Origin of the sequence: Faecalispora jeddahensis (assembly GCF_000577335.1) — a bacterium.
GTDB lineage: Bacteria > Bacillota > Clostridia > Oscillospirales > Acutalibacteraceae > Faecalispora > Faecalispora jeddahensis.
Genome location: NZ_CBYL010000024.1, coordinates 14,756 through 36,384 on the forward strand (window position 1 = coordinate 14,756; position 21,629 = coordinate 36,384).

Below are 21,629 nucleotides of genomic sequence, written 5' to 3' on the forward strand. Positions count from 1 at the left end.
GTTACGGAGATGACGAAACAAAATACAGCGAATCAGAAACCGGCGCGCCAAGCGGTATCGGCCATCGTTTTCACATTCGCGATGGTATTCGCGCTGACCGCCTGTTCCGCAGGCAGCGGAGCACCTTCCGAAAATCCGGCCGGTGCGGCCGGGCAGCAAAGCACGCAGCAGGCTTCCGATCAGGCGTCCGTGCAGGACAGCGATCTGGTGATCCCCACCTCGGAAGTAACGGAACAAGCAACCTTTTACCCGGTGGAGGTCGACGGTACCAAAATGGAAGTCATCGCCGTCAAGGCCCCGGATGGGACAATCCGCACGGCGTTTAATACCTGTCAGGTCTGCTACGATTCCGGCCGGGGGTATTACCAGCAGTCCGGCGACCTGCTCATCTGCCAAAACTGCGGGAACAAATTCTCTATGGATCGTGTTGAGGTAGAAGCGGGCGGCTGTAATCCGTGGCCGATTTTTGAAGAGGATAAGACGGTAACAGATGAATCGATCACCGTTTCGTATGATTTCCTGCAAAAATCAAAGGATATCTTTGCAAACTGGAAGCGGACGTATTAAAAGAAAAGGGACGCTGAAAATCCGGCGCCGGTTATATCGGAAATTCCCTTAAAAAGTAAATTGACAGGATAACAGCGATTCCCTTCTCCGTTTCGGCGGGGAAGGGAATCGGAGCTTTTTAAAAATGGGCATTACTATGGAAAGAAACAGGAAGACGACAGGCGAGAAGAAGCGGAAGTGTTTTTTGGGGGCCTTGCCGCTTCCTGAAAATAAAAGTTGCCGAATCGCGCTTGATCCGGTAAACTGAAGGTAACGTATCGCCGCATCAGAGCACGGGAACCACGCGATCGTGGTTCCCGTTTGGCGCATCCTTTACAGTTGAGGGGAAGAGAAATGTCACCGAAAAACAGGAATATCCTACTGGTAGATGACGAACCCAAAATTCTGGAAGTCCTGAAAGCCCTTTTCGAAAACAAGGGCTTTCAGGTCTTTTCTGCGGAAAGCGGCTCCGAAGCGCTGAAAATCTTTCATTCGCAGAATATTGCGCTCGTGATTCTCGATCTGATGCTGCCGGATATTTCAGGCGAAGAGGTCTGCAAATCGATCCGCAGGATTTCGCGCGTGCCGATTTTAATGCTCACGGCAAAGTCGGAAGAAGACGATCTGGTCGCGGGCCTCGGGATCGGCGCGGATGATTACATCACGAAGCCGTTCAGCCTGAAAGAGCTTTCCGCGCGGGCAGAAGCGGTGCTTCGCAGGGCACAGGATGATCTGGTGCCGCTCATGGCCCGCAATTCGTTTTGTGGGGGCGATCTGGTTGTCGACTTTGATAAAAATATCTTTCTGAAAGCGGGCCAGCCGGTGAACCTGACGCCGATCGAAACCCGGATGCTGGCCGCCATGATGAAATACCCGGGCAAGGTGTTTACCCGCGATGATCTGATCGCCGTGGCTCTGGACAGCGCATTTGACGGCTATGACCGCACAGTGGACAGCCACATCAAGAATTTGCGGCAGAAAATAGAGGATAACCCCAAAGACCCCGTGTATATTCTCACGGTTCACCGCCTGGGGTATAAGTTTGGGGGGGAATAAGCATGCTGCGCAGTCTTCGGGCACAGCTGTCGCTGTCTATTTTACTGATTTTGCTGGTGACGGTCACGCTGATCAGCGCCGCTTCCAACTGGTTTATCAACCGCGAGTTCGAAGAATACATGATACGGCAGGAGAACGAGCGAAGCGTGAGCATTGTCAATGATCTCGGCAATCAATATAACGATCTCACGGGCGGCTGGAATCAGGATTTTCTGCATACCATCGGCATGTATTCGCTGTACGACGGCTATCTCCTGAAAATCTACGGCGCGCGCGGAACGCTTTTGTGGGATGCTGAAAATCACGATATGTCCCTGTGCGGACAGATCATGGGCGAAATTTCAGGCCGGATGAAGGACGCGAAAAAATCCGGGGCTTTCGTCACCCGCACCTATCCGATCAGCCGCAATGGGAAACAGGCCGGTTCGGTTTCCATCACCTATTACGGGCCTTACTTTTTTACGGAGAATGATTACCGGTTCATCAAAACCCTGAACGGCATTCTGCTGGCGGTCGGGCTTCTGTCCGCCGCGTTTGCCGTTGTTGCAGGAACCCTGCTGGCGCGCCGCATCGCGCGGCCCATCTCTAAAACGGCCTATATTGCCACGCAGATTTCAGAGGGAAATTACGGGATTCGATTCGAAAGCACGCCCAATACCCGCGAGCTGGAGGAAATGGTAACCGCCATCAACCATCTGGCCCAGGCGCTGTCTGAGCAGGAAAGCCTTCGAAAACGCCTGACCTCCGATGTTGCGCATGAGCTGCGCACGCCGCTGTCGGCGGTCAGCTCTCATTTGGAGGCGATGATCGAAGGGATTTGGGAGGCGACTCCGGAAAGGCTGCAGAGCTGCCAGGAAGAAATCAAGCGGCTGGGGAGTTTGGTAGCCGATTTGCAGCGGCTGGCCAATATTGAGGACGGCAATTTAAAGCTCAGCAAGACCCGGGTGGATTTGCATGAGATCGCGCAGACAGCGGTCCGCAATCTGGAATCCGAAGGAATGAAAAAGCAGATATCCCTTTCTGTCAGCGGCAGTCCGGCCTATGCAGATGCAGACCGGGAGAGGATCATTCAGGTTGCAATGAATCTTCTGTCGAATGCACTTCGTTACACTCCCCAGAATGGGAAGATTGAAGTGGAGACACTCGAAACGGAAGCAGAAAGTATTCTTCGGGTAAAGGACGACGGGATCGGCATCCTGGAACAGGAGCTGCCGTACATTTTTGAACGCTTTTATCGGACGGATAAATCCCGGAATCGGAAAACCGGGGGAACGGGAATCGGACTGACGATCGCCAAATCCATCGTCGAGTCGCACGGCGGGAAGATCACCGTAGAAAGCACCGTGGGTGAAGGCAGCAGCTTTACGGTTCTGCTGCCCAAAAGGACGTAACGCTGGGTGGCCGCCGCTGGAACTTTTCAAATTTGATATTGAGCCGGTGATGTAGATGGAAAAATATGAGCGCATTCGTGAACTGCGGGAGGATTCAGACTTAACGCAGGAGAAAGTCGGCAGAGCAATCAATGTCCCTCAACGCAGCTACGCCTACTATGAAAGCGGACAGCGGATGGTTCCGCCGCACGTTTTGTGTGCCCTGGCGGATTTCTACGGCGTCAGCGTGGATTATATCCTTGGGCGTACCAACAGAAAAGAAACAAACCGATAACTCAAAAAAACAGCGGTAAGGTAATTTATGCCTTACCGCTGTTTTATTTTTAAATACCGATCAGATACGAACAGATGAAAAAAGCCTTTGTTCCGGCCTGATACAGGCGTATAATAAGATTACGGCTTGATCGAGGTTTCGTCGATCTCTGCCTGCGCTTCGCTGATGACTTCCTCCACGTCCTCTTTCAAATCCTCAGAAAGCCCCTTGTTGTGCTGGAGCCGGATTCCGGGGACAAATGCAACGACAGAGCCTGTTAAAATAAAGAGGATACCGACCACCATGGGGAATGTGATCGCTTCTTTCAAAATGAGAAAGGCGAAAAGCGGCGCAAGGATCGGCTTGATGTAAAATACAAGCGCGGCTGTCGCGGCCGATGTTTGTTCCATCGCCAAAAAGTAAAAGGTGTACCCAAGCCCGGTAACGAAAATACCGGCGTACAAAAGGCCGGGCAACGTGCCAAGGCCGATTCCGCTGACCAGCGGAACACGGGCAAACAGGCTGAGGCCGGCGGCGTTCAGTCCGTCCGCAACCGGGCCGATGTGCCCGATCCCAATGAGAAGGAGCATTTCGGCGCATCCGAACAAAAAGCTCAGGCAGGTCAGCGTGATTCCTCCGTACCGCCCGCTGCGCGTGCGGCCAATCACATTGTACAGCGCAAAGGTCAGGGCTGCGCCGATGGTGAATAGAATGCCGATAAAATTGGAAGGCGCCAGATGCAGCGGGTCAATAATGACGACCATTCCGATCACGCTGAGAAGAATCGAAATGATGGTGTGTTTATATACCTTTTCCGCCAGCATCAGATAAGCGAACAGAACGGTAAAGACAGAATTGCAGCTGAACAGAACCGCTACCACAGAAGCCTTCGAGTACAAAATACCAAGCTGGAACAGAATCATGCTGACAACGACGCAGATAAACCCGGTAAAAGCGAAGAAGGCAAAATCCGACCGTTCCAGCTTCAGCTTTTTCTCTTTTTTCTCCTTTGCGGTCAGCGGCAGAAGAATCAGCCCGCCGATGAGAAAACGAAGAAAGGTCAGCTGAATCGCGTTCAGCGAAGCGGCGGTCAGCTTCAGTGCAATTTCCATGGAGCTGAACAGAACGGTTGCCAAAAGAATGTAAAGATACCCCTTTTTCAAGCAGAAAAACCTCGAATCTAACTTTGTTCTTTTTTGGATAGTCAATATCCCCGCCTGCCCGGGATGGACAATCATGATTTTCATTTCGGCAGGAGTATTAGCCATAGAAAGTAATTTCAGTATAGCATGCTGCAAAAGCAGAGTAAAATATCGATTTCGTATGAATTGATATGTATTTCGTTTCAAAGGGGATGAGCCGGATGGATATCCGTCAAATGGAATATTTCCTCACGGTGTGCGAGGAAGGGCAGATCACAAAGGCGGCCCGCCGCCTGAATATGGCGCAGCCGCCGCTGAGCCAGCAGATTCAAAAGCTGGAGGAAGAGGCCGGTACCGCTCTGCTCGAGAGAAACGGCCACCGGATCTTCCCAACGGAAGCGGGGGCGCTTCTGTATGAGCGGGCAAAGCAGGTGCTGGCTCTGGTGCGCACCACAGAAAAGGACCTTTATAACATGGGGGAGGGGCGTCAGGGCACCCTGCGCCTTGGCATGGTGATGTCCTCTTCCGCGTTTGTCCTGCAAAGCTGCCTGCCGGTGTTCCACGGCCGCTACCCGCAGGCCCGGCTGCAATTATGGGAGGGGGACACAAACCGGGTTGCCGGTTTGGTGGATCAGGGCGCCGCGGAGATCGGAATCATCCGCACCCCTTTCTCCTTTGAAAATTACAGCTATGCGGATGACGGCTCCGGGAACCGCAGCCCAATGCTGGCCGTTTTTCGGCCGCAATGGATTCCGGATTTGGGGGCTGGGGATCTGCCGCTCAATCTGCTGAAAAATAAGCCGCTGATTATTCACCGCCGGCACGAACAGAATGTGATAGAAGCGTGTACGGCCCATGGATTTGTGCCGGACCTGTTCTGCCGGTGCGACGATGTGCGCTCTATGCTGACCTTGGCCGCAACCGGCATGGGAGTATGTCTCATCCCGCAGCCGCGTTTTCATTGGAAAGCGGAAAGCGGAGTGCGCACGGTGCGCGTGGAAGAGCCGCTTTTGATGACGGGCACGGCGGTTATCTGGAGAAAGGATGTTTCTCTTTCGCCGGTCGCAGAGAACTTTATCCGCATTTTCTGCGGCCCTGATGTAGACAAAGGAGAGCCTCCGGAAAACCAACCGGGTGAATAAAAGGAAAGAATAGAAGTCCACCGGCTATTCCGGTGGACTTCTATTGATTTAGGCCCAATTTGAAGATTGGCCCTTCTAAAACCGGACAGGAGGCTCCAGTTTAGTTGTATTATATTGCGTAATCCTCTACCGAATCCATCAGCCCGTGCTCCAGAAGGATTTCTTCCAGCCGGGCCTGTGTCATGGGTTTCGGAATCGTAAACATTGTATTTGCGTCAATTGCCTTGGCAAGGTTGCGATATTCCTGCGCCTGCCGGGATTCCGAGTTGAATTCGATCACGGTTTTGCGGCGGATTTCCGCCCGCTGCACCACGTTGTCGCGGGGAACAAAGTAGATCAGCTGTGTGCCAAGCTCTGCGGCAAAGGCCCGGAGCAAATCCAGCTCGCGATCCACGTTCCGGCTGTTGCAGATGATTCCCCCAAGCCGTACGCCGCCTGTTCTGGCATACCGTGCGATTCCCTTGGAAATATTGTTCGCGGCATACAGCGCCATCATTTCGCCGCTGGCGACGATATAGATTTCTTTTGCCTTTCCTTCCCGGATCGGCATGGCAAACCCGCCGCACACCACATCGCCCAGCACGTCGTAAAAAACGTAGTCAAGCTCTTCCGTATATGCTCCGAGCCGTTCCAGAAGATTGATCGAGGTGATGATTCCGCGTCCGGCACAGCCCACGCCGGGCTCCGGCCCGCCGGATTCCACACACTTGATTCCAAGGTAACCCTCGCGCAGGATATTGGGAAGCTCTATGGAATCCCCTGTTTCGCGCAGGGTATCGAGCACGGTCCTCTGGGCCAGTCCGCCCAAAAGCAGTCTGGTGGAATCGGCCTTGGGGTCGCAGCCTACGACCATCACCTTTTTGCCGCTTTCCGCCAGTCCCGCTGTTAAATTCTGTGTTGTAGTGGATTTGCCGATTCCGCCTTTGCCGTAAATGGCGATCTGTCTGAGTGGCTTTTTGTCTGACATGCTATAATCTCCTTAAATGGTATATTCCGGCTGCGGGGCAGCGCTGGCCAGGTGCAGTTTTTCCAGGATGCTGCCGCGCATTGCCGCAAAATCATGGCTGTTTCTCGGCCTTGGTCTGGGCAGGGGGACTTCCAGTATCTCGCTGATTTTTCCGGACCGGGGTGTCATGATGACAATCCGGTCGCTTAAATAGAGCGCTTCATCTACGTCGTGGGTCACCAGTATCATCGTTGTTTCGTTGTTTTTCCAGAGCTCAAGCAGCTTATCCTGTAAATCCGCTCTTGTAAAAGCGTCCAGCGCGCCCATGGGCTCGTCAAGCAGTAAAACAGTCGGGTGATTGATGAGGGCTCTGGCAATGGCTACCCGCTGGGCCATGCCGCCGGAAATCTGATGGGGATACGCCTTTTCAAAGCCGTTTAGCCCGATCAGATCAATAAACTGTGGAACCTCTTCCTTGTGGGCCTGATATGTGTTTCGGGCCTTTAATCCCGATGCGATGTTTTGTGTTATGGTCAGCCAGGGGAACAGACTCCCCTGCTGAAACACATATCCCCGGTCGGGGCTGGGGCCTGTTATGGGTTCCCCTTTCAATGTGATTTCCCCGGATTCCGGGAAGTCCAGACCGGCAATCAGCCGCAGCAGCGTCGTTTTGCCGCAGCCGGAGGGCCCGATGATGGAAATGAATTCCCCGTGTCGGACCGAAAGATGAATGTCCCGGAGGGCTTCCACCGAATTTTCGTCGGTATCCAGGTAAGTCCGGTTGACGGATTCGATCTCAAGCAAAATTTCGCCGCTCATCTCACCACTCCTTTCTGCCACCGCAGAGCACGGCCCTGAATTGCGCCAATCACCTTCATGATCGCCGAAAACAGGATCGCCATCACCAGAATGGCCGCAAAAACCTTATAGTAAGCGGACCATACCTTAGAGGCATTGATGTAATACCCAAGTCCTCCGGGCTGGCCCATCATTTCCGACATGACCAGCGTGGTAAAGGCAAATCCATTGGCGGTAGAGATGCCGGTGAAAATCTGCGGCATAGCGTGGGGAATCGCCACGTGAAAGACCAGATAGGGCGTTTTTGCGCCCAGAGTACGCGCAACCTCAAAGAGGGTTCTGGGGGTGCTGGCAATTCCCTGCGCCGTTAAAAAGGCCACGGGGAACCACGCGCAGATGACGATCAGAAAAGCGGCCGCTGAAAACGGGGTGGGGAAGAGCGTCAGAGCGAAGGGCATCCAGGCCACAGCCGGAATGACTCCCGTGATTTTCAGGACCGGGAACACCCAGTAATAGACCTTCGGGAACCAGCCGATCAAAATCCCCGTGCCGACCCCAAACGCAACGCCCGATGCGAAGCCTACGGTGAAAAGGCGCAGCGAATACAGCGTGTTCTGAAAAATGAATCCGCCTTCCAATAAGAACGCTTCTATGATCCTGGAGGGCCCGGGGAAAAAGGGCATTGGCAGCCATTGCAGCTTTGTGCCGAGAATATCCCACAGGGCCAGCGCCAATCCACTGGCAAAGCGGAAAGCGACACGGCTTAAAAATTTTTCTTTTCGAGCCGGGTCAAAGAAAGAAAAGACGGAAAGCCCGGCATACAGCAGCACAATCCCTGAAAGTACAATGCGGTAGGCCAGATTGGCCGTCAGTTCCAAGCCGCCGATCTGGTAAACCTTTGTTTCGATTTCGGCAACCTGAGGGAAGAGGACGTTGACCAGTATGGCGGCCACAAATCCGGTAACGGATACTGCGGATTCGAGCAGATATCTGGAATTGGATACAAAAAGGCTGGGGGACTGCCCCGGCTTTGGCCGGGGCAGCGCCGTACCCTTTGAGATCAAAGAAAGGATGCTCACAGAATAACCTCCCAACAGAAGTCCTTTTATGTCCCTGAGGTGACGTCTACCTCTTCAAAGATCTGGTTGGCGAAGGCATCCGGATCGTTTGTTTTCAGGTAGCCGATGTTTTTCAGCTGCTGCACAAAATACAGTACATTTTCTTTTACGCGTTCCGGGTTGGCCTTGCGGTTTTCAGTGGACGGATACTCATAGCTGGTGATCAGCTTTTCCGCCAGTTCCTTATCCTCAATAGCAGAATATTTCTTGTCGGAAATAATGTCGACCGCTTCTTTCGGATTTTTGGAAATCCAATCCTGCGCTTTCCGAATTGCACGAAGCAAAGCGGATACCTTTTCCGGATCCTCTTTCAGGACTTTGGAAGAGGCGTACAGGAAGCAGCAATATTTCCCGGCGAAGGTGGGGTCTTTGGACAAATCAAAAATCACGCGGTAATCGCCGCTTTCCTCCGCGATAGAACCCAGCGGGTCCCACAGCGCGGCCACATCGACGTCACCCTTCTTTACGGCTTCCAGCTCCAGGTTTCCGTCCGTATACGGGACAAAGGTGACCTCGCCGTCCTCCTGTTTGGCGGAAATCCCCGCCTTTTCCAGCCATACGCTCGCTACCTGATGCGGCGTACCGCCGATTTCATCAACGGCGATCTTTTTGCCCTTCAGGTCGTTGACGCCGGTGATTTTGGAGTCCTTGGGGACGACGAACTTGATGCACCCATTATGCAGGCCGTCTACCACTTTGACCTGAACGCCTTCTTCAATGGAAGGGAAGAACTGGAAATCACCGTTGACCAGCGGGATGGTTCCGTTGTTCAGGCCGATCTTGCGGGTTTCGGTATCTGCGGAAATCAGGGTCACGTCAAAGCCTTCTTCCGCGAAAAAGCCCTTGTCGTACGCAATGTAGATCGGGGCTCCGCAAAGCGCGCCGTCTTTGCCGAGAAGGTCGATTTTCCCGTATTTGTATTCGGTTTTTGCGGCAGGCGTGCCAGAGGCGGCCTGTGACCCCACGGTACTGGTGTTCGGCGAGCACGCCGACGAACTTACGGCGATGGCAAGCGCCAGCGCGGCTGCAGTCAGTCTGGTTTTGTTTTTCATCATTTCTCTTCCTTTCGTTCAATCAAATAGATGGCTAAAGCTAGATGGCTAAAGCTCTTTGAAATGCCTGTTCCAGGTCCGCAATCAGGTCGGCAGGGTCCTCAAGCCCGGCAGAAATCCGGATCAGATTTTCCGGAACATCGGCCGGCAATTTTTCGTGCGGTTCCAGTTCCCCATGCGTTGTCTGGGGAGAGTTCACGATCAGGGACCGTGCGTCCCCGATATTGACATGGTAGTTGAACAGCTTGACAGCGTCGAGAAACGCTTCGCGCTGCGCCTGCGTTCCCTTGAACCCAAAAGCCAGGATTCCGCCGGCGCCCCTGCCAAAATCACGTTCATACAGTGCGTGATAAGGGCTGGATTTCAATGCGGGATACCGTACCCACTCCACGGCCTCGTGCGATGATAAGTATTCGGCCAGCGTGTGCGCCGTATGAGATTGCTTCCCCAGCCGCTCCGACAGAGTTTCCAGCCCAATGACGGCCAGATAAGCGTCGAAGGGGGAGAGCGCAGCGCCAAAATAGTTGAGGTAATTCAGGCGGATGCGCGATGTAAAGGGAGAGGCCGGGAACACCTCCAGATAGCTGCGCGGGGTACCGCTTTGATCGCGCAGGGTATAGTATTTTTCTGAAAACTGAGGGAATTTTTCCGATGAAAAATCAAAATGACCGCTTTCCAAAACCAGTCCGGCGATCAGGTTGCCGTGGCCGCTTAGGCCCTTGGTGGCGGAGTAAATCACAATGTCCGCGCCGTGGGCAATGGGATTGTAAAGATAAGGCGTCGCCACCGTGTTGTCGACGACCAGCGGAATGCCGTGCTCGTGCGCAACCTTCGCGATTGCGTCCACATCCAGCAGCACCGCACTGGGGTTGCTGATGCTTTCAATGTAGATGGCTTTGGTATCGGGCGTGATTTCCTCTGCCAGCCGTTCGGGCTGCTCAATATTTTTGGCTTGGTCGAAATAAATCCCCAGTTTGGGATAAATCTTTTTAAAGCTGTCGGCGCTTCCGCCATATAAGAAAGGGGAGGTCAGAATCCTTCCGCCGCCCTCTGCCAGATTCAGCAGAGTATAGCTGATGGCTGCCATTCCCGAACCAACGCCTATGGCCGCGGCGGCCCCGTCAAGAATCCGCACCCGCTCTTCCAGAACCGTTACGGTCGGGTTGCCGATGCGGGTATACAGGTAGCCAGCCTCCTGAAAGCTGAACAGGCCTTTGGCGTTCTCCACATCCCGAAATTCATAGGCTGTGGTTTGGTAAATCGGGGGTGAAACGGCGTAATGATGCTCCTTGGGATCATATCCCGCCCGAACTTTCAGGGTATCGAATAAGTGCGTTTTGGGCGCTGTGTCATTTGACATGTCAAGTCTCCTTTCGGTTTTAAAAAACGGCTACAATCCGGAAGCTCACAGTCACACATCATATAACACCACCCCCTTTTGATTCGAATTTCCCCCGGTTTCCCGCAAGAGTCTTACCCGTGAGAAAAAGTGTTTTGCTGTACCACCGGACGAATGTAGATTTGCCGGGCAAAATCTTCTCCTCCGGGGATTCCGACCGCGTCGGCCCGGCAGCGCTGGCAGTGCCGGAACACATCGATATATGCTTCCGCCTCGCAGCGCGCCTGGTTCAGCACGGCGCACCCCGGAACCGAGCACCACGAAAGCTCGTGCTGCGGGATCAGCGGAATGATGTTGTAAATCCTCGCGCCCGCCTCGGCGACCGTTTGAGCAACGGCTTCGATGTGATCGGCGTTGATTTCCGGAATCAGCACCGTGTTGACCTTTACGGTAATACCGGCCTCCGAAACGATTTCGATCCCTTTGAGCTGATTTTCGATCAGGATTTCCGCTGCCTCAACCCCCTCGTAGCGCTTGCCGTGGTAAACGATCCCACTGCAGATCTGCGCCTGTATTTCCGGATCCAGCGCGTTGACGGTGACAGTGAGGGTGTCGATCCCCACATCGATGACCTCCTGCGCGTACTCCGGCAGAAGCAGGCCGTTCGTACTCATACATTTGATGATGTCGGGGAATTCCTGCTTGATGAGCCGGAAGGTTTCCAGCGCGTACGGTGTGGCCAGCGTGTCGCCCGGCCCCGCAATCCCGGCCACTGTAATGTCCGGGCAAAGCTCCACGGCCCGGCGAACCACCTCCACCGCTTCCTGCGGTGTGATGATCATCGACGCCACTCCCGGTCGGATATCCACGTCGTTGATTTTCCGGTCGCAGAAGCGGCAGCAGATATTGCACCCGGGCGATACCGGCAGATGAACGCGGCCTTTATTGACCTTATCGCCAACGGAAAAGCAGGGATGCGTCAGCGTCAGCTCCCGAAATGTTTTTGCCAAAATGTTTCACCCTTTCTGAAACAGGTTTTCTTCGATCACCTTTTCCATAATCGCATCCACAGAACCGTAGGCTTCAAATACCCGCTTCCCGTGGCTGATCATATACGCGCTGGCCCCCTGGCCGATTTTCAGCACAAAGACCGCGTCGCAGTCCGAAAGCGCTTGAAACAGGTGATCAAAGCCGCCTTCGCAGCTTCCCTGGCACAGAGCGTCCGTTTTTCGGGTTTCCACCCGCTGATAATCCGAACCGTCCGTTTCGTAAATCTGGAAGATGCGCGCGCTGCCGAAATGCTGGTCGACCTCAAAGCCGTCGGTGCTTGCAAAGGCAATTCGTGTATTCATTCGCGTTCTCCTTACCGATAGGTCGCAAGAACCGCGCCGTAAATGTCTTCAATTACCCGCAGCCCGCCGGAAAAACCGACATAATTGGTCGTCATCACCAGCCGGTACGGGGTGGGAACAGAGGCCGAGAGAAAATCGTAATCCTTTTCCCGCGCCAGCTCCTTATCCCAGCCGCTGCCGATGATCAGGCCCCGGCCGCCATGATGGAGCGAGCGGATGGTATCCTGAACCTTGCCGGCATCCGGCTCGAAGGTAAGCGGAATCACCTTTTTGTCGGAGGCGCTCTGCAGCTCTGCCGCGATCTGTTCCTGAAATCTCTTCGGGGTATTGTCTACCGCGAACTGCTCCTTGGGAACGATGCCGACCTCGTGCAGCAGGAATTTGGAAAGCCCCAGGACATAACCGGCGTCGTGCACAATATGCACATGGTTGGGCAGGCCGTAGCGGAATTCCAGCAGGAAGGTCGCCAGATTGTCTATTTCCTCGTAGTAGGCTTCGCGTTCCTGCCGGATGAACTTTTCCGCGGCGTCTAAATCCAGCTCCGCGCCCTGTTCGTTCGCAAAGGCCAGCACCTGGCGCAGAAAGCGCTCCGTTTCATTGGCCCCGATCGGGATGTTGGGGTATTGGGTGAACGGCTGGCCGTACACTTCTTCCAGATGCTCTGCGATCGGCAGACCGTACCAGGGGGAAACCAGAATATTGAAATTCGCTTTCGGAATCTGCTGCCATTCGCGAACGCCCCCCGATTCCGGGCCGAACAGCACGTGAACCGAAAGTCCGATCCCCTCCAGCAGGCGCTTGTATTCCCGCAGGTTCCCCTTCCAGAACGGGTCCTGATAGGGGAGGGAGGCGAACAGGTTTACGGTGTTCTTTTCGCTGCGAAATGGGTTTTCTTCTTCAAAACGGCTGACATATTGGTCGATGACCGCGTTGACCACCAGGCTGTGGGCTTCAAAGTTGCTGCACTTGAACCCGGCTGTTTCCACAGAGACGATCGGCTTTCCATCCTCGCGGAATTCCTCTACCACAGGCTCTATATCGTCGCCCACGATTCCGGCGGTGCAGCCGGTCAGGACGACCTGAAGATCGGTGTCCAGAATCTTGTAGGTGTTGGCGATGTTTTCGCGCAGGCGGTCGGTTCCGCCGAACACTACTTCCTTTTCCGTGAAATTGGTGCAGGGGGAGGTGCTGCCCCCGGCGTACCCGGTAGAGCGCTCGAAGAAGCCTTGAATCATGTTGCCGCAGCCGGGGCCGGAGTGCAGGATCGGCACGGCCCGGGGAATCGCGACCACGCTCTGCAGCGCGCCAATGGCGCAGGTGTAGCGCTCCTGTTCGATGATGCCGCTCATTTTGCCGCACCCCCTTTCAAAAAGGTATAGGGCTCCTGATCCAGCCACCATTTGGTGTAGGGATTGATCGCGTGCTGTTTCAGGTTTTTCACGAACTCATCGTTCTCGATCGTTTCGAGAATGCGTTCGCCATAGCGAACGATTCCCTCGTAGCCCATGCTGAAATGCTCGTCGCCGATCAAAAGGGAGGGGATGCCGAGCTTCGCGCCCCACAGGGTCATGCCGCCGTGGCGGGCGAGCAGAACATCCGGCTGAAGGCGGTTGAGCATATTCACCAGTTCAAATTCCTGCTTGTTGCAGATATTGAAGTTCGGGACGTCCCCGTATTCCTTCACGCGGTTCACCAGCAGATCGCTTTCTTCATTCTCGTTGTCGTATATCGGGTCATGGTGGAAGATGGCCGCGCCCTTTGCTTTCATTCCAAGCTCGCCGAGAAGGTTGAGCAGCGCGTGGCCGTGGGCCGCACCGGCCGTGACATAAGCGGTTTTTCCGCGCAGCTTTTCCCGCAGCGCTTCGATTTTCGGCAGATATTCCGCCCGTTTTGACGCGATCAGGCGTTCGGCCTCATCCTCTTTGTGCAGCAGCTTTCCCAGCGCGCGGAACCAGCGGTCCGTCTGCGCGATGCCGTAGGGCGGCGCGGCGTTGATTTCGGGAACGCCGAATTCCTGCTCTAAAGCGGCGCCAAGGTAAGAGCCAAGGGTGGGGCAGATCTGAACGCTGGCGGCGGCCTCCGAAGAGCGGCGCAGATTTTCAATGGTGGAGTAAGGGGTAATGTAATTGGGCTTTGCCCCGAATGCCTCGAACCAGTCGCCAAACACATCCGAGCCCCAGAAGTTGATCACGTTGATCATATCGCTCCGGCGCTCGCGGGCCGGCTGAATCAGCTTTCTCGCGATGGCGTGGTAGCTGGCGTCAAAGCCCGTCGTCCAGACCTTGGAGCGAAAGCCCTCGCAGAAAATGGCGATGACGGGAACCCCCAGCTCCTCTTCTGCTTCGCCGCACACGCTTTCCACATCGTCGCCGATGATCCCGGCCGCGCAGGTGGTCAGCACGAATACGGCGTTCGGGTGCGTGCGTTCATACACCTCGTGGATTCCCTTGGCCAGCTTCTGCGCGCCGCCGTATACGGTGTCGGTCTCCTGTAAATTGGTGGAGAATATCTTCCGCTGTGTCGGGTGCTCCACACCCCGCAGGGGGGAGTTGACCCGGTAGGTAAACGCGAATTCATGGAAGCAGGAGGAGCAGCCGACCGGCCCGTGGCTGATCACGGCGGCGTCCTGCACCAAAATTACCATACACGCTGCCTGTGAGGTAGAGCAGCCAAGGCACTGGGAGAAGGAACGGCTTTTGTCCTTTAGTCCGCAGCGCGAACAGTTTACCAGTTCTTCTGCGCCGCCCTGAAAGCCCGTGATGGAGCCAAGGCGTATTTCCCGGATGGAAACCTCCGGTATTTGCAAATTAATTTTACTCATGGTATTCCTCCTGATGAAGTGGTGGGTCATTCCGATGCGGCAAAGGCGGCCAGCCGCTCGCCGCTGAGCCGGAATACCCGGCGGTCATCCAGTACCTGTGCGCCGAGCCCTTTGTAAAAACCCGCCGCCGCAAGATTCCAGTCCAGGCACAGCCAGTCGAGACGCTCGCAGCTATTTTTGACCGCGATTTGAGACAGGTATTGAAGCATGGCCCTGCCGATGCCCTGCCCGCGAAATTCTTCTTTGACATATAGATCATCCAAAAACAGATTTGCTTTCCCAAGAAAGGTGGAATAGTTGTAGAAATACAGCGCGAATGCGGCGGGCTGATGATCGATCCACCCGATGATGACCTCTGCCTGCTGCCTCTCAAAGATGGAACGGCGAAGATCCTCTGCGGTCGCTGTGATCTGGTCCTCCATAGTTTCATAAACAGCCAGCTCCCGGATGAACGAGAGAATGAGCTCCGCATCTTTTTCCTGTGCGGGCCGGATCAAAAGTCGATTTGTGCTGCTGCCCATGGAATCAGTCCTGAAAGACGCTGTCGAACGCCTGCTGCAGGTCTTCGATCAAATCCTTCGGGCTTTCCAGCCCAAGGGACAGGCGGATGGTGGAAACCTCAAGCCCGACGAGTAACCGTTGTTCCTCGGTCAGCTCCACGTGGGTGGTCTGTGCGGGATTGATGATCAGCGAGCGGGCGTCACCGATATTGGCCTGGTAGCCGAACACCTTCACAGAGGCCAGAAAGGCTCTTTTCTGTTCTTCCGTGCCGCGAAAACCGAAGGATAAAATAGAACCCGCACCCTTTGGGAAATAACGGTCGGCCAAAGCACGGTATTTGCTGCCCTGGGCGTACGGGTAGCGCACCCACAGGACATGCTCGTTCTGTTCCAGATATTCCAGAACCGCAAGCGTGTTTGAAACCTGCTTTGCCACCCGTTCCGAGAGGGTCTCCAGACCGATCAGCACCAGATACGCGTCAAAGGGGCTCAAGGCCGCGCCGAGATAATTCAGGTGGATCGCCCGAAGCCTGCCGGTAAAGGGATTTTGCGGGAAAACCTGCAGAATGCTGCGCGGCTCGTCGTGCTCATCGCGTAAAAACCACAGCGGCTTTTCAAAGTGCGGGTAATTTCCGTTGCCGTAATCGAATGTTCCGCTTTCCAGCACCAGGCCGGCAATGACATTCCCGTGGCCGGAGAGCGCCTTGGTGGCCGAGTAAACCACAACATCCGCGCCGTGTTCAAACGGGTTAAAAAGGTACGGAGTCGCCACGGTGTTGTCGACGATCAGCAGAATTCCGTAGGCATGGGCAATGCGGGCAATCGCCTCAAAATCCGGGATGGTCGCGAAGGGATTCGTCAGGCTCTCAATAAAGATCGCCTTGGTGTCGGGGGCCAGCTTTTCCTCAAATTCCTCTATGCGGTCCGGGTTCTCCACAAAATCGATCTTGACGCCGAGTTCTGGGAACAGGTGCCCCAAACTGTCCACAGTTCCCCCGTACAGGCGGGCGGTGGTCAGAATCCTTCCGCCCTTCCCGGCGGCGCTGAGCAGTGCGTAAGAAACTGCGGCCATTCCTGATGCAAGCGCGATCGCGTCCGATACGCCGTGCAGCGCGGCGGCGCGTTTTTCCAGAACGTCGACAGTCGGATTGGAAAGCCTTGTGTAAATGGGGTCGCTTTCCGAAAAAGAAAACAGACGATCGGCGCGGTAGCTGTCCCCCAGCGCAAACGCCGTGGTCTGGTAGATCGGTACGGATACGGCATAGTTGTGTTCGGACGCACGGTACCCCGCCTGCACTTTCAAAGTATCGAAATCATAGCTCATTTTTGCTCCCCCTTCTTCGGGTGTTCAGTTCATTTCCTGTTTGTTCGGACAATTCCCCGGGGATCATGACGAGTATCCGGTGATTTTATCGTTAGCGGTGAATGGCGGGTGCCGAAACGAAAGGAGCGTCTATTCGCCGAAAATATGCTTGCTGAAATATCGTTCGCCCCTGTCGGGGAGGATGACGACGACCGTTCCGGAAGAAACGGTTTTTGTCAGCTTGTTCACAGCGGCCAGCGCGGCCCCGGACGATGAGCCTGCAAAGATGCCTTCTTTCTTCGCGGCGATTCTCACCTGTTCAAAGGCTTCCGCATCGCTGACCTTGATGACCTGATCAACAAGGCTCATATCCATTGTGTCGGCGATAAAGTCGTTCCCGATGCCCTCAATTTCATAGTCAGAGTGCTCCCCGCCCCCGATGGTGGAGCCGATCGGGTCGGCCAGAACGCCCTTGATTGCCGGATTTTGCTCTTTTAAATACCGCAGAACACCGGTGTAGGTGCCGCCGCTTCCGGCGCCGGCCACCACATAATCGATTTTGCCGTCAAGGTCGCGGTAAATCTCCGGCCCGGTCGTTTCGTAGTGGGCCTGCGGGTTGCTTTGGTTCTTGAACTGCTCCAGAGAGACGGAGTTGGCGATCTCTGTGCGCAGCTCCTCTGCTTTTCTGGCTGCGCCCAGCATTCCTTCCTCCGTTGAGGTGTGAATGATTTCGGCGCCCAGCGCTTTCATCAGCGTCTGTTTTTCCTGAGAGAATTTCTGCGGCACCACAAAGATCAGCCGGTAGCCGCGGTTTAAGGCTGCAAAGGCAATTCCAAGCCCGGTGTTGCCTGCGGTGGCTTCAATAATGGTGCTGCCGGGCTTTAAAATGCCGCGGCTTTCGGCGTCCGCAATCATCGATCTGCCGATTCTGTCTTTGACGCTGCCCGCCGGGTTATACAGCTCCAGCTTGGCATAGACGTTCAGCTGCTCCGGGAATCCAAGCTGCGAAAGCCGTATGAGCGGCGTGTTCCCGATCAGCTCCTGCATGGAGGGGTACAAACTCATACTTTTGCCCCCTCCATCGACATTCGCAGGTCTTGTATCAAATCGCGCAGATTCTCAATGCCCACCGAAAGGCGGATCAGCCCGTCGGTGATCCCGACCTTCTGGCGAATCTCTTTGGGGATGGAGGCGTGGGTCATGCTGGCCGGGTGACACACCAGCGATTCCACTCCGCCAAGGCTTTCCGCCAGGGCAATCAGGCGCAGATTCTGAAAAAACCTGCGAATATCATAGCCCTCGTTCAGCTCAAAAGAGATCATGGCGCCGCCGTTTTTGGCCTGCTGCCGGTTGATTTCAAAGCCCTGCGCGTCGGGCAGGCCGGGGTAGTACACGGTCTTTACCGCCTCGTGATCACGCAGCAGATTGGCAAGCGCTTCGGCATTCTCCACGTGCCGGTCCATCCGCACACCGAGGGTCTTGATGCTGCGGATCAGCAGATAAGAATCAAACGGCTGTAAAATTCCGCCGGTGGCATTCTGAATAAAATGAAGCCGCTCGGCCAGCTCCTTTGTTTTTACGACCGCCAGCCCGGCGATCACATCGCTGTGGCCGCCCAGATATTTGGTGGCCGAGTGCAGAACAATGTCTGCACCCAGCTCCAGGGGCCGCTGAAGATAAGGGGTCATGAAGGTGTTATCCACAATCAGAAGAGCGTCGTGTTGGTGCGCAATCTCGGCGGCCGCCGCAAGGTCGGTCACGGTCAGCAGCGGGTTCGCCGGGCTTTCGACCAGCACAGCCTTTACATCCGGCGTGATGGCGGCTTCCAATGCCTTTAGATCGGTGGTGTCCGCGATGGTATATGCAAAACCGAAGTGCCGGAAGATCTGATCCAGAACACGGAAGGTTCCGCCGTATACGTTGCTGGAAATCACGATCCTGTCTCCGCTCTGGAACAGGCTGAGTGCGGCGGTGATCGCCGCCATGCCGGACGCAAAGGCAAAACCGGCTTCACCGCCCTCTAACTCGGCGATCAGCGCCTCCAGGGCCTCGCGGGTCGGGTTCCCGGTTCGGGAATACTCGTACCCGCGGTGCTTTCCCAGCTCATCCTGCATGAAGGTTGAGGTCTGGTAGATCGGCGTGCTGACCGCGCCGGTGCGTTCATCACCGTAAATGCCGCCATGAATCAGTGCGGACTCGATAAATTCATAATGTTTCAAGTGACAATCCCTCCCAATGTGAAAATGGTTCGACGGTAAGCTTGCATAAAATGGCGGAACAGATTTTCTGTTTTGGACTGACCGGCAGCAGGGGATCAGGAACCCAGTTTGGCCGGAATGACAGCGCCCTTGTAGGTGTCTTCAATAAACTTTCTGGTATCCTCCGACTGCAGCTCTTTCACCAGAGCAGCAATCGCGGGATTGTCTTTATCCTCTTCCCGTACGGCAATGATGTTGGCGTAGGGGCTGTCTCCGCTTTCACTGAACAGCTTGGTGGAGGTGATCTTCGCTTCCAGCGCCTTGTTGGTATTTGTAATGAAGAAATCGTAGTCGGCTTTGGTGGGGATGATCTGCGCCGAATCCAGCTCTACAATTTTGATCGGGCGCACATAGCTTTGAATGTCCGTTACCGATGCGCTCAGAGAGGTGGCGGTTTTTTCGTTCAGCTTGATAAAGCCGTTTTGCTCTAAAATGAGCAGGGCTCTGTATTCGTTGGTGCCGTCATTCGGGATGGCGACGGTCGCGTTTTCCGGAATTTTATCCGTGGAGCTGTATTTGTCGGAATAGGCCGTGATGGGCTCCACGTGAATATCCCCGGCGTTGACCAGATTGAAGCCGTTCGTGTTGTTCCATTCCTCCAGGTACGGTTCATGCTGAAAGTAGTTAAAGTCGATTTCGCCCTTCGCAAGCTTTTCGTTTGTGGTGTTGTCGGCTGCCGTTGCCACCAGATCGATGATGATTCCCTGCTTTGCCAGCTTGGGGGTAACGTACTTGATGATTTCCGAGTGGGGGACAAGGTCGACAATTCCTTTGAGGGTAACGGTTTGCTGCGAGCTGTCGCCGGACGCGGCGGGTGTGGACTGCGCCTGAGAGGAAGAGCCGCCGGCAGTGCCGGCGCACCCGGCCAGCAGGCTGAGGGAGAGGGCCGCCGCGAAAAGGACAGATGCTGCTTTGATCGATTTCATAATGAATGCTCCTTCTATGTTTTTTACAGAGGTTTCAATAAACGCAGATGAATTTTTTCGGTTCTTTTTCCGCCGCAGGAGGGGAAAAGAAACCACATAATTAAATCAAATTTCGCTTTTTCAGGATTTGCTTCGAGGTAAGGTCCCCAACCCATTGAACCAGCTGAACCAGAATGATCAGAATATAAACGGCTGCAAACAGCACATCATGCTGAAAGCGCTGGTAGCCGAACCGTACCGCAATGTCCCCGATGCCGCCCGCGCCGAACATTCCGGCCAAGGCAGTCATAGAGATGACGGCGATCACAGCGACGGTAAAGCCGCGGATGAGGGAGGGGATGGTTTCCGGCAGAAGAATGCGAAAGATGATCTGCGCATTGGTACTGCCGATGGACTTTGCCGCTTCTACCTTGCCTTTGGCGATTTCCAGCAGGCTGCTTTCCACAATGCGGGCGTACATGGGGATGCAGCTGGCGGCAATGGCGATGATACAGGCATTGGTTCCGTAGGATTTTCCAAAGAACAGGCGGGCCACCGGGATCATCAGGATGATCATGATCATCTGGGGCAGAGAGCGGAGGCAGTTGATCAGCCACCCCGAGCTGGCATACAGCGGCTTTAACGGCACCAGGCCGTCGGGGTTTGTCACGGTCAGCAGAATCCCGAGCAGCAGGCCGCAAAACAGCATGATGGCGGAGGAAAGGGCCACCATGTACAAGGTTTCCAGTACGGAGGAGCCCATGCGCTGCCAGATGTCGGGCGCGAAGGAGGCGATGATGACCTCCCATATCGAATGATCCAATAAACTCAAAGAACCACTCCTTTCACTTTAAAATCGGGGCGATCTGTTTTTTAAATCCCCTCGCCGTTTACCAGTTCGCCCGAATGCTGCAGTTCAAAAAATACTTTGGCAAAAAGCTCGCCGGTGCGGCTGTGCGGGTTGCTGAAGATTTCGCTTACCGGGCCGGATTCAATAATCAGTCCATCCTCCAGCACCGCCATGCGTTCGCAGGTGTATTTGATGGCGTCCAGCTCGTGCGTGATCATCAGGATGGTGATGCCGGTGGTCTGATTGATCTTTTTCAGCAAATCCAGAATCTGAAGCGTGGTCTGCGGGTCGAGGGCAGAGGTCGCTTCGTCGCTGAGCAGAAGATCGGGATTGTTGACCAGAGCCCGCGCGATTCCCACCCGCTGCTTCTGCCCGCCGGAAAGCCCGCCCGGGTAAGCCTCGAGCTTATCCGTCAGCCCGACGAGCTCGGCTGTCCGCAGCACCCTGTCTTTGATTTCCTCTTTCGGCACGCCGCTGATTTCCAGTGGGTAAGAGATGTTGCGGTACACCGTTTTGGCTTCAAACAGGTTGAAGGTCTGAAAAATCATCCCGATTTTTCTCCGCTCTTTGAGCAGGGCCTTTTTGGGCAGGCGCAGAATGTCGACTCCGCCGACCTGAATCCTGCCGCTGTCGGGTGTTTCCAGCCGGTTGATGCATCGCGCCAGCGTGGATTTTCCCGCGCCGCTGAAACCGATGATCCCGAAAATCTCTCTCTTGTTGACAGAAAGATTGATTCCCCTGAGCACCTGCAGCGATGCCCCGTGCGTGATATAGGTTTTGTGCAGATCAGAGATCTGAATATATTCATCCAACATACTGGCATCTTGCAGCTTCGCTGTTCCGGAAGAACATACTGC

General features: G+C 54.9%; 22 protein-coding genes. 5 read left to right on the forward strand and 17 right to left on the reverse strand.

Translation table 11 applies throughout. From position 1 onward, the window contains the following. Window positions 1–9: 9 nt before the first annotated feature. From TY09_RS10360 to TY09_RS10375, 4 genes are all read left to right on the forward strand, one after another. On the forward strand, window positions 10–567 hold the full coding sequence (locus tag TY09_RS10360) for a DUF2318 domain-containing protein (protein WP_042433945.1): 558 nt from the start codon (window positions 10–12) through the stop codon (window positions 565–567). 333 nt (window positions 568–900) lie between these two features. Beyond that, the gene (locus tag TY09_RS10365; RefSeq protein ID WP_042433946.1) at window positions 901–1,602 is read left to right on the forward strand and encodes a response regulator transcription factor; all 702 of its coding nucleotides are present in this window, start codon (window positions 901–903) and stop codon (window positions 1,600–1,602) included. Window positions 1,603–1,604: 2 nt separating this feature from the next. Beyond that, complete coding sequence (locus TY09_RS10370) at window positions 1,605–2,993, forward strand: sensor histidine kinase (RefSeq protein WP_042433948.1); 1,389 nt, start codon at window positions 1,605–1,607, stop codon at window positions 2,991–2,993. Between the two features lie 55 nt (window positions 2,994–3,048). Beyond that, on the forward strand, window positions 3,049–3,267 hold the full coding sequence (locus TY09_RS10375) for a helix-turn-helix domain-containing protein (protein WP_042433951.1): 219 nt from the start codon (window positions 3,049–3,051) through the stop codon (window positions 3,265–3,267). Between the two features lie 119 nt (window positions 3,268–3,386). Here the strand turns inward: TY09_RS10375 and TY09_RS10380 are convergent, their stop codons facing one another. Beyond that, window positions 3,387–4,409 carry a DMT family transporter gene (locus TY09_RS10380; protein WP_042434040.1) on the reverse strand — a complete coding sequence of 341 codons (1,023 nt, stop codon included), beginning with the start codon at window positions 4,407–4,409 and terminating at the stop codon, window positions 3,387–3,389. A 200-nt stretch (window positions 4,410–4,609) separates the two neighbouring features. On the opposite strand from TY09_RS10380, the gene TY09_RS10385 reads away from it, so the two are divergent. Next, on the forward strand, window positions 4,610–5,530 hold the full coding sequence (locus tag TY09_RS10385; protein WP_042433955.1) for a LysR family transcriptional regulator: 921 nt from the start codon (window positions 4,610–4,612) through the stop codon (window positions 5,528–5,530). A 109-nt stretch (window positions 5,531–5,639) separates the two neighbouring features. Here TY09_RS10385 and nifH read toward each other — a convergent pair whose 3' ends face one another. The 16 genes from nifH to TY09_RS10465 form a co-directional block, all read right to left on the reverse strand. Next, window positions 5,640–6,497: a nitrogenase iron protein gene (nifH, locus tag TY09_RS10390; RefSeq protein WP_009065146.1), complete on the reverse strand. Its 858-nt coding sequence runs from the start codon at window positions 6,495–6,497 to the stop codon at window positions 5,640–5,642. 12 nt (window positions 6,498–6,509) lie between these two features. Continuing rightward, complete coding sequence (locus TY09_RS10395; RefSeq protein ID WP_042433958.1) at window positions 6,510–7,295, reverse strand: ABC transporter ATP-binding protein; 786 nt, start codon at window positions 7,293–7,295, stop codon at window positions 6,510–6,512. After that, window positions 7,292–8,353 (reverse strand): ABC transporter permease, encoded by a 1,062-nt coding sequence (locus TY09_RS10400; RefSeq protein ID WP_042433960.1) that lies wholly within the window; start codon window positions 8,351–8,353, stop codon window positions 7,292–7,294. Before TY09_RS10400 ends, TY09_RS10395 begins: the two co-directional genes overlap by 4 nt. 26 nt (window positions 8,354–8,379) lie before the next feature. Next, on the reverse strand, window positions 8,380–9,447 hold the full coding sequence (locus TY09_RS10405; protein ID WP_009065148.1) for an ABC transporter substrate-binding protein: 1,068 nt from the start codon (window positions 9,445–9,447) through the stop codon (window positions 8,380–8,382). A 37-nt stretch (window positions 9,448–9,484) separates the two neighbouring features. Further along, window positions 9,485–10,804, reverse strand: a complete 1,320-nt coding sequence (locus TY09_RS10410; RefSeq protein WP_042433963.1) for an O-acetylhomoserine aminocarboxypropyltransferase/cysteine synthase family protein — start codon at window positions 10,802–10,804, stop codon at window positions 9,485–9,487. A 113-nt stretch (window positions 10,805–10,917) separates the two neighbouring features. Then, window positions 10,918–11,793: a radical SAM protein gene (locus tag TY09_RS10415; protein ID WP_042433966.1), complete on the reverse strand. Its 876-nt coding sequence runs from the start codon at window positions 11,791–11,793 to the stop codon at window positions 10,918–10,920. A 6-nt stretch (window positions 11,794–11,799) separates the two neighbouring features. Then, window positions 11,800–12,135: a NifB/NifX family molybdenum-iron cluster-binding protein gene (locus tag TY09_RS10420; RefSeq protein ID WP_009065167.1), complete on the reverse strand. Its 336-nt coding sequence runs from the start codon at window positions 12,133–12,135 to the stop codon at window positions 11,800–11,802. Window positions 12,136–12,146: 11 nt separating this feature from the next. Continuing rightward, window positions 12,147–13,484 (reverse strand): nitrogenase component 1, encoded by a 1,338-nt coding sequence (locus TY09_RS10425; RefSeq protein ID WP_042433970.1) that lies wholly within the window; start codon window positions 13,482–13,484, stop codon window positions 12,147–12,149. Further along, a complete protein-coding gene (locus tag TY09_RS10430; protein ID WP_042433973.1) occupies window positions 13,481–14,956 on the reverse strand; it encodes a nitrogenase component 1 in 1,476 nt (491 codons plus the stop codon). Before TY09_RS10430 ends, TY09_RS10425 begins: the two co-directional genes overlap by 4 nt. A 26-nt stretch (window positions 14,957–14,982) precedes the next feature. Further along, window positions 14,983–15,477: a GNAT family N-acetyltransferase gene (locus TY09_RS10435; RefSeq protein ID WP_042433976.1), complete on the reverse strand. Its 495-nt coding sequence runs from the start codon at window positions 15,475–15,477 to the stop codon at window positions 14,983–14,985. Between the two features lie 4 nt (window positions 15,478–15,481). Then, a complete protein-coding gene (locus TY09_RS10440) occupies window positions 15,482–16,780 on the reverse strand; it encodes an O-acetylhomoserine aminocarboxypropyltransferase/cysteine synthase family protein (RefSeq protein ID WP_042433979.1) in 1,299 nt (432 codons plus the stop codon). A 129-nt stretch (window positions 16,781–16,909) separates the two neighbouring features. After that, window positions 16,910–17,824 (reverse strand): PLP-dependent cysteine synthase family protein, encoded by a 915-nt coding sequence (locus TY09_RS10445; protein WP_042433984.1) that lies wholly within the window; start codon window positions 17,822–17,824, stop codon window positions 16,910–16,912. Then, window positions 17,821–18,978 (reverse strand): trans-sulfuration enzyme family protein, encoded by a 1,158-nt coding sequence (locus TY09_RS10450; RefSeq protein ID WP_042433988.1) that lies wholly within the window; start codon window positions 18,976–18,978, stop codon window positions 17,821–17,823. The genes TY09_RS10445 and TY09_RS10450 overlap by 4 nt, the downstream gene beginning before the upstream one ends. A 95-nt stretch (window positions 18,979–19,073) precedes the next feature. After that, entirely contained in the window at window positions 19,074–19,943 is an 870-nt protein-coding gene (locus tag TY09_RS10455) for a MetQ/NlpA family ABC transporter substrate-binding protein (protein ID WP_042433991.1), read from the reverse strand. A 100-nt stretch (window positions 19,944–20,043) separates the two neighbouring features. Continuing rightward, entirely contained in the window at window positions 20,044–20,754 is a 711-nt protein-coding gene (locus TY09_RS10460) for a methionine ABC transporter permease (protein ID WP_009060955.1), read from the reverse strand. 41 nt (window positions 20,755–20,795) lie between these two features. Continuing rightward, a complete protein-coding gene (locus tag TY09_RS10465) occupies window positions 20,796–21,587 on the reverse strand; it encodes a methionine ABC transporter ATP-binding protein (protein ID WP_042433994.1) in 792 nt (263 codons plus the stop codon). Between the last annotated feature and the right edge of the window lie 42 nt (window positions 21,588–21,629).

Coding starts and splice junctions, on each gene's coding strand:
- nifH (WP_009065146.1), bottom strand. CDS start 6,497: ATGTCAGACAAAAAGCCACTCAGACAGATCGCCATTTACGGCAAAGGC.
- TY09_RS10435 (WP_042433976.1), bottom strand. CDS start 15,477: ATGGGCAGCAGCACAAATCGACTTTTGATCCGGCCCGCACAGGAAAAA.
- TY09_RS10385 (WP_042433955.1), top strand. CDS start 4,610: ATGGATATCCGTCAAATGGAATATTTCCTCACGGTGTGCGAGGAAGGG.
- TY09_RS10455 (WP_042433991.1), bottom strand. CDS start 19,943: ATGAAATCGATCAAAGCAGCATCTGTCCTTTTCGCGGCGGCCCTCTCC.
- TY09_RS10365 (WP_042433946.1), top strand. CDS start 901: ATGTCACCGAAAAACAGGAATATCCTACTGGTAGATGACGAACCCAAA.
- TY09_RS10410 (WP_042433963.1), bottom strand. CDS start 10,804: ATGTCAAATGACACAGCGCCCAAAACGCACTTATTCGATACCCTGAAA.
- TY09_RS10360 (WP_042433945.1), top strand. CDS start 10: ATGACGAAACAAAATACAGCGAATCAGAAACCGGCGCGCCAAGCGGTA.
- TY09_RS10405 (WP_009065148.1), bottom strand. CDS start 9,447: ATGATGAAAAACAAAACCAGACTGACTGCAGCCGCGCTGGCGCTTGCC.
- TY09_RS10430 (WP_042433973.1), bottom strand. CDS start 14,956: ATGAGTAAAATTAATTTGCAAATACCGGAGGTTTCCATCCGGGAAATA.
- TY09_RS10440 (WP_042433979.1), bottom strand. CDS start 16,780: ATGAGCTATGATTTCGATACTTTGAAAGTGCAGGCGGGGTACCGTGCG.
- TY09_RS10370 (WP_042433948.1), top strand. CDS start 1,605: ATGCTGCGCAGTCTTCGGGCACAGCTGTCGCTGTCTATTTTACTGATT.
- TY09_RS10445 (WP_042433984.1), bottom strand. CDS start 17,824: ATGAGTTTGTACCCCTCCATGCAGGAGCTGATCGGGAACACGCCGCTC.
- TY09_RS10465 (WP_042433994.1), bottom strand. CDS start 21,587: ATGTTGGATGAATATATTCAGATCTCTGATCTGCACAAAACCTATATC.
- TY09_RS10420 (WP_009065167.1), bottom strand. CDS start 12,135: ATGAATACACGAATTGCCTTTGCAAGCACCGACGGCTTTGAGGTCGAC.
- TY09_RS10375 (WP_042433951.1), top strand. CDS start 3,049: ATGGAAAAATATGAGCGCATTCGTGAACTGCGGGAGGATTCAGACTTA.
- TY09_RS10425 (WP_042433970.1), bottom strand. CDS start 13,484: ATGAGCGGCATCATCGAACAGGAGCGCTACACCTGCGCCATTGGCGCG.
- TY09_RS10395 (WP_042433958.1), bottom strand. CDS start 7,295: ATGAGCGGCGAAATTTTGCTTGAGATCGAATCCGTCAACCGGACTTAC.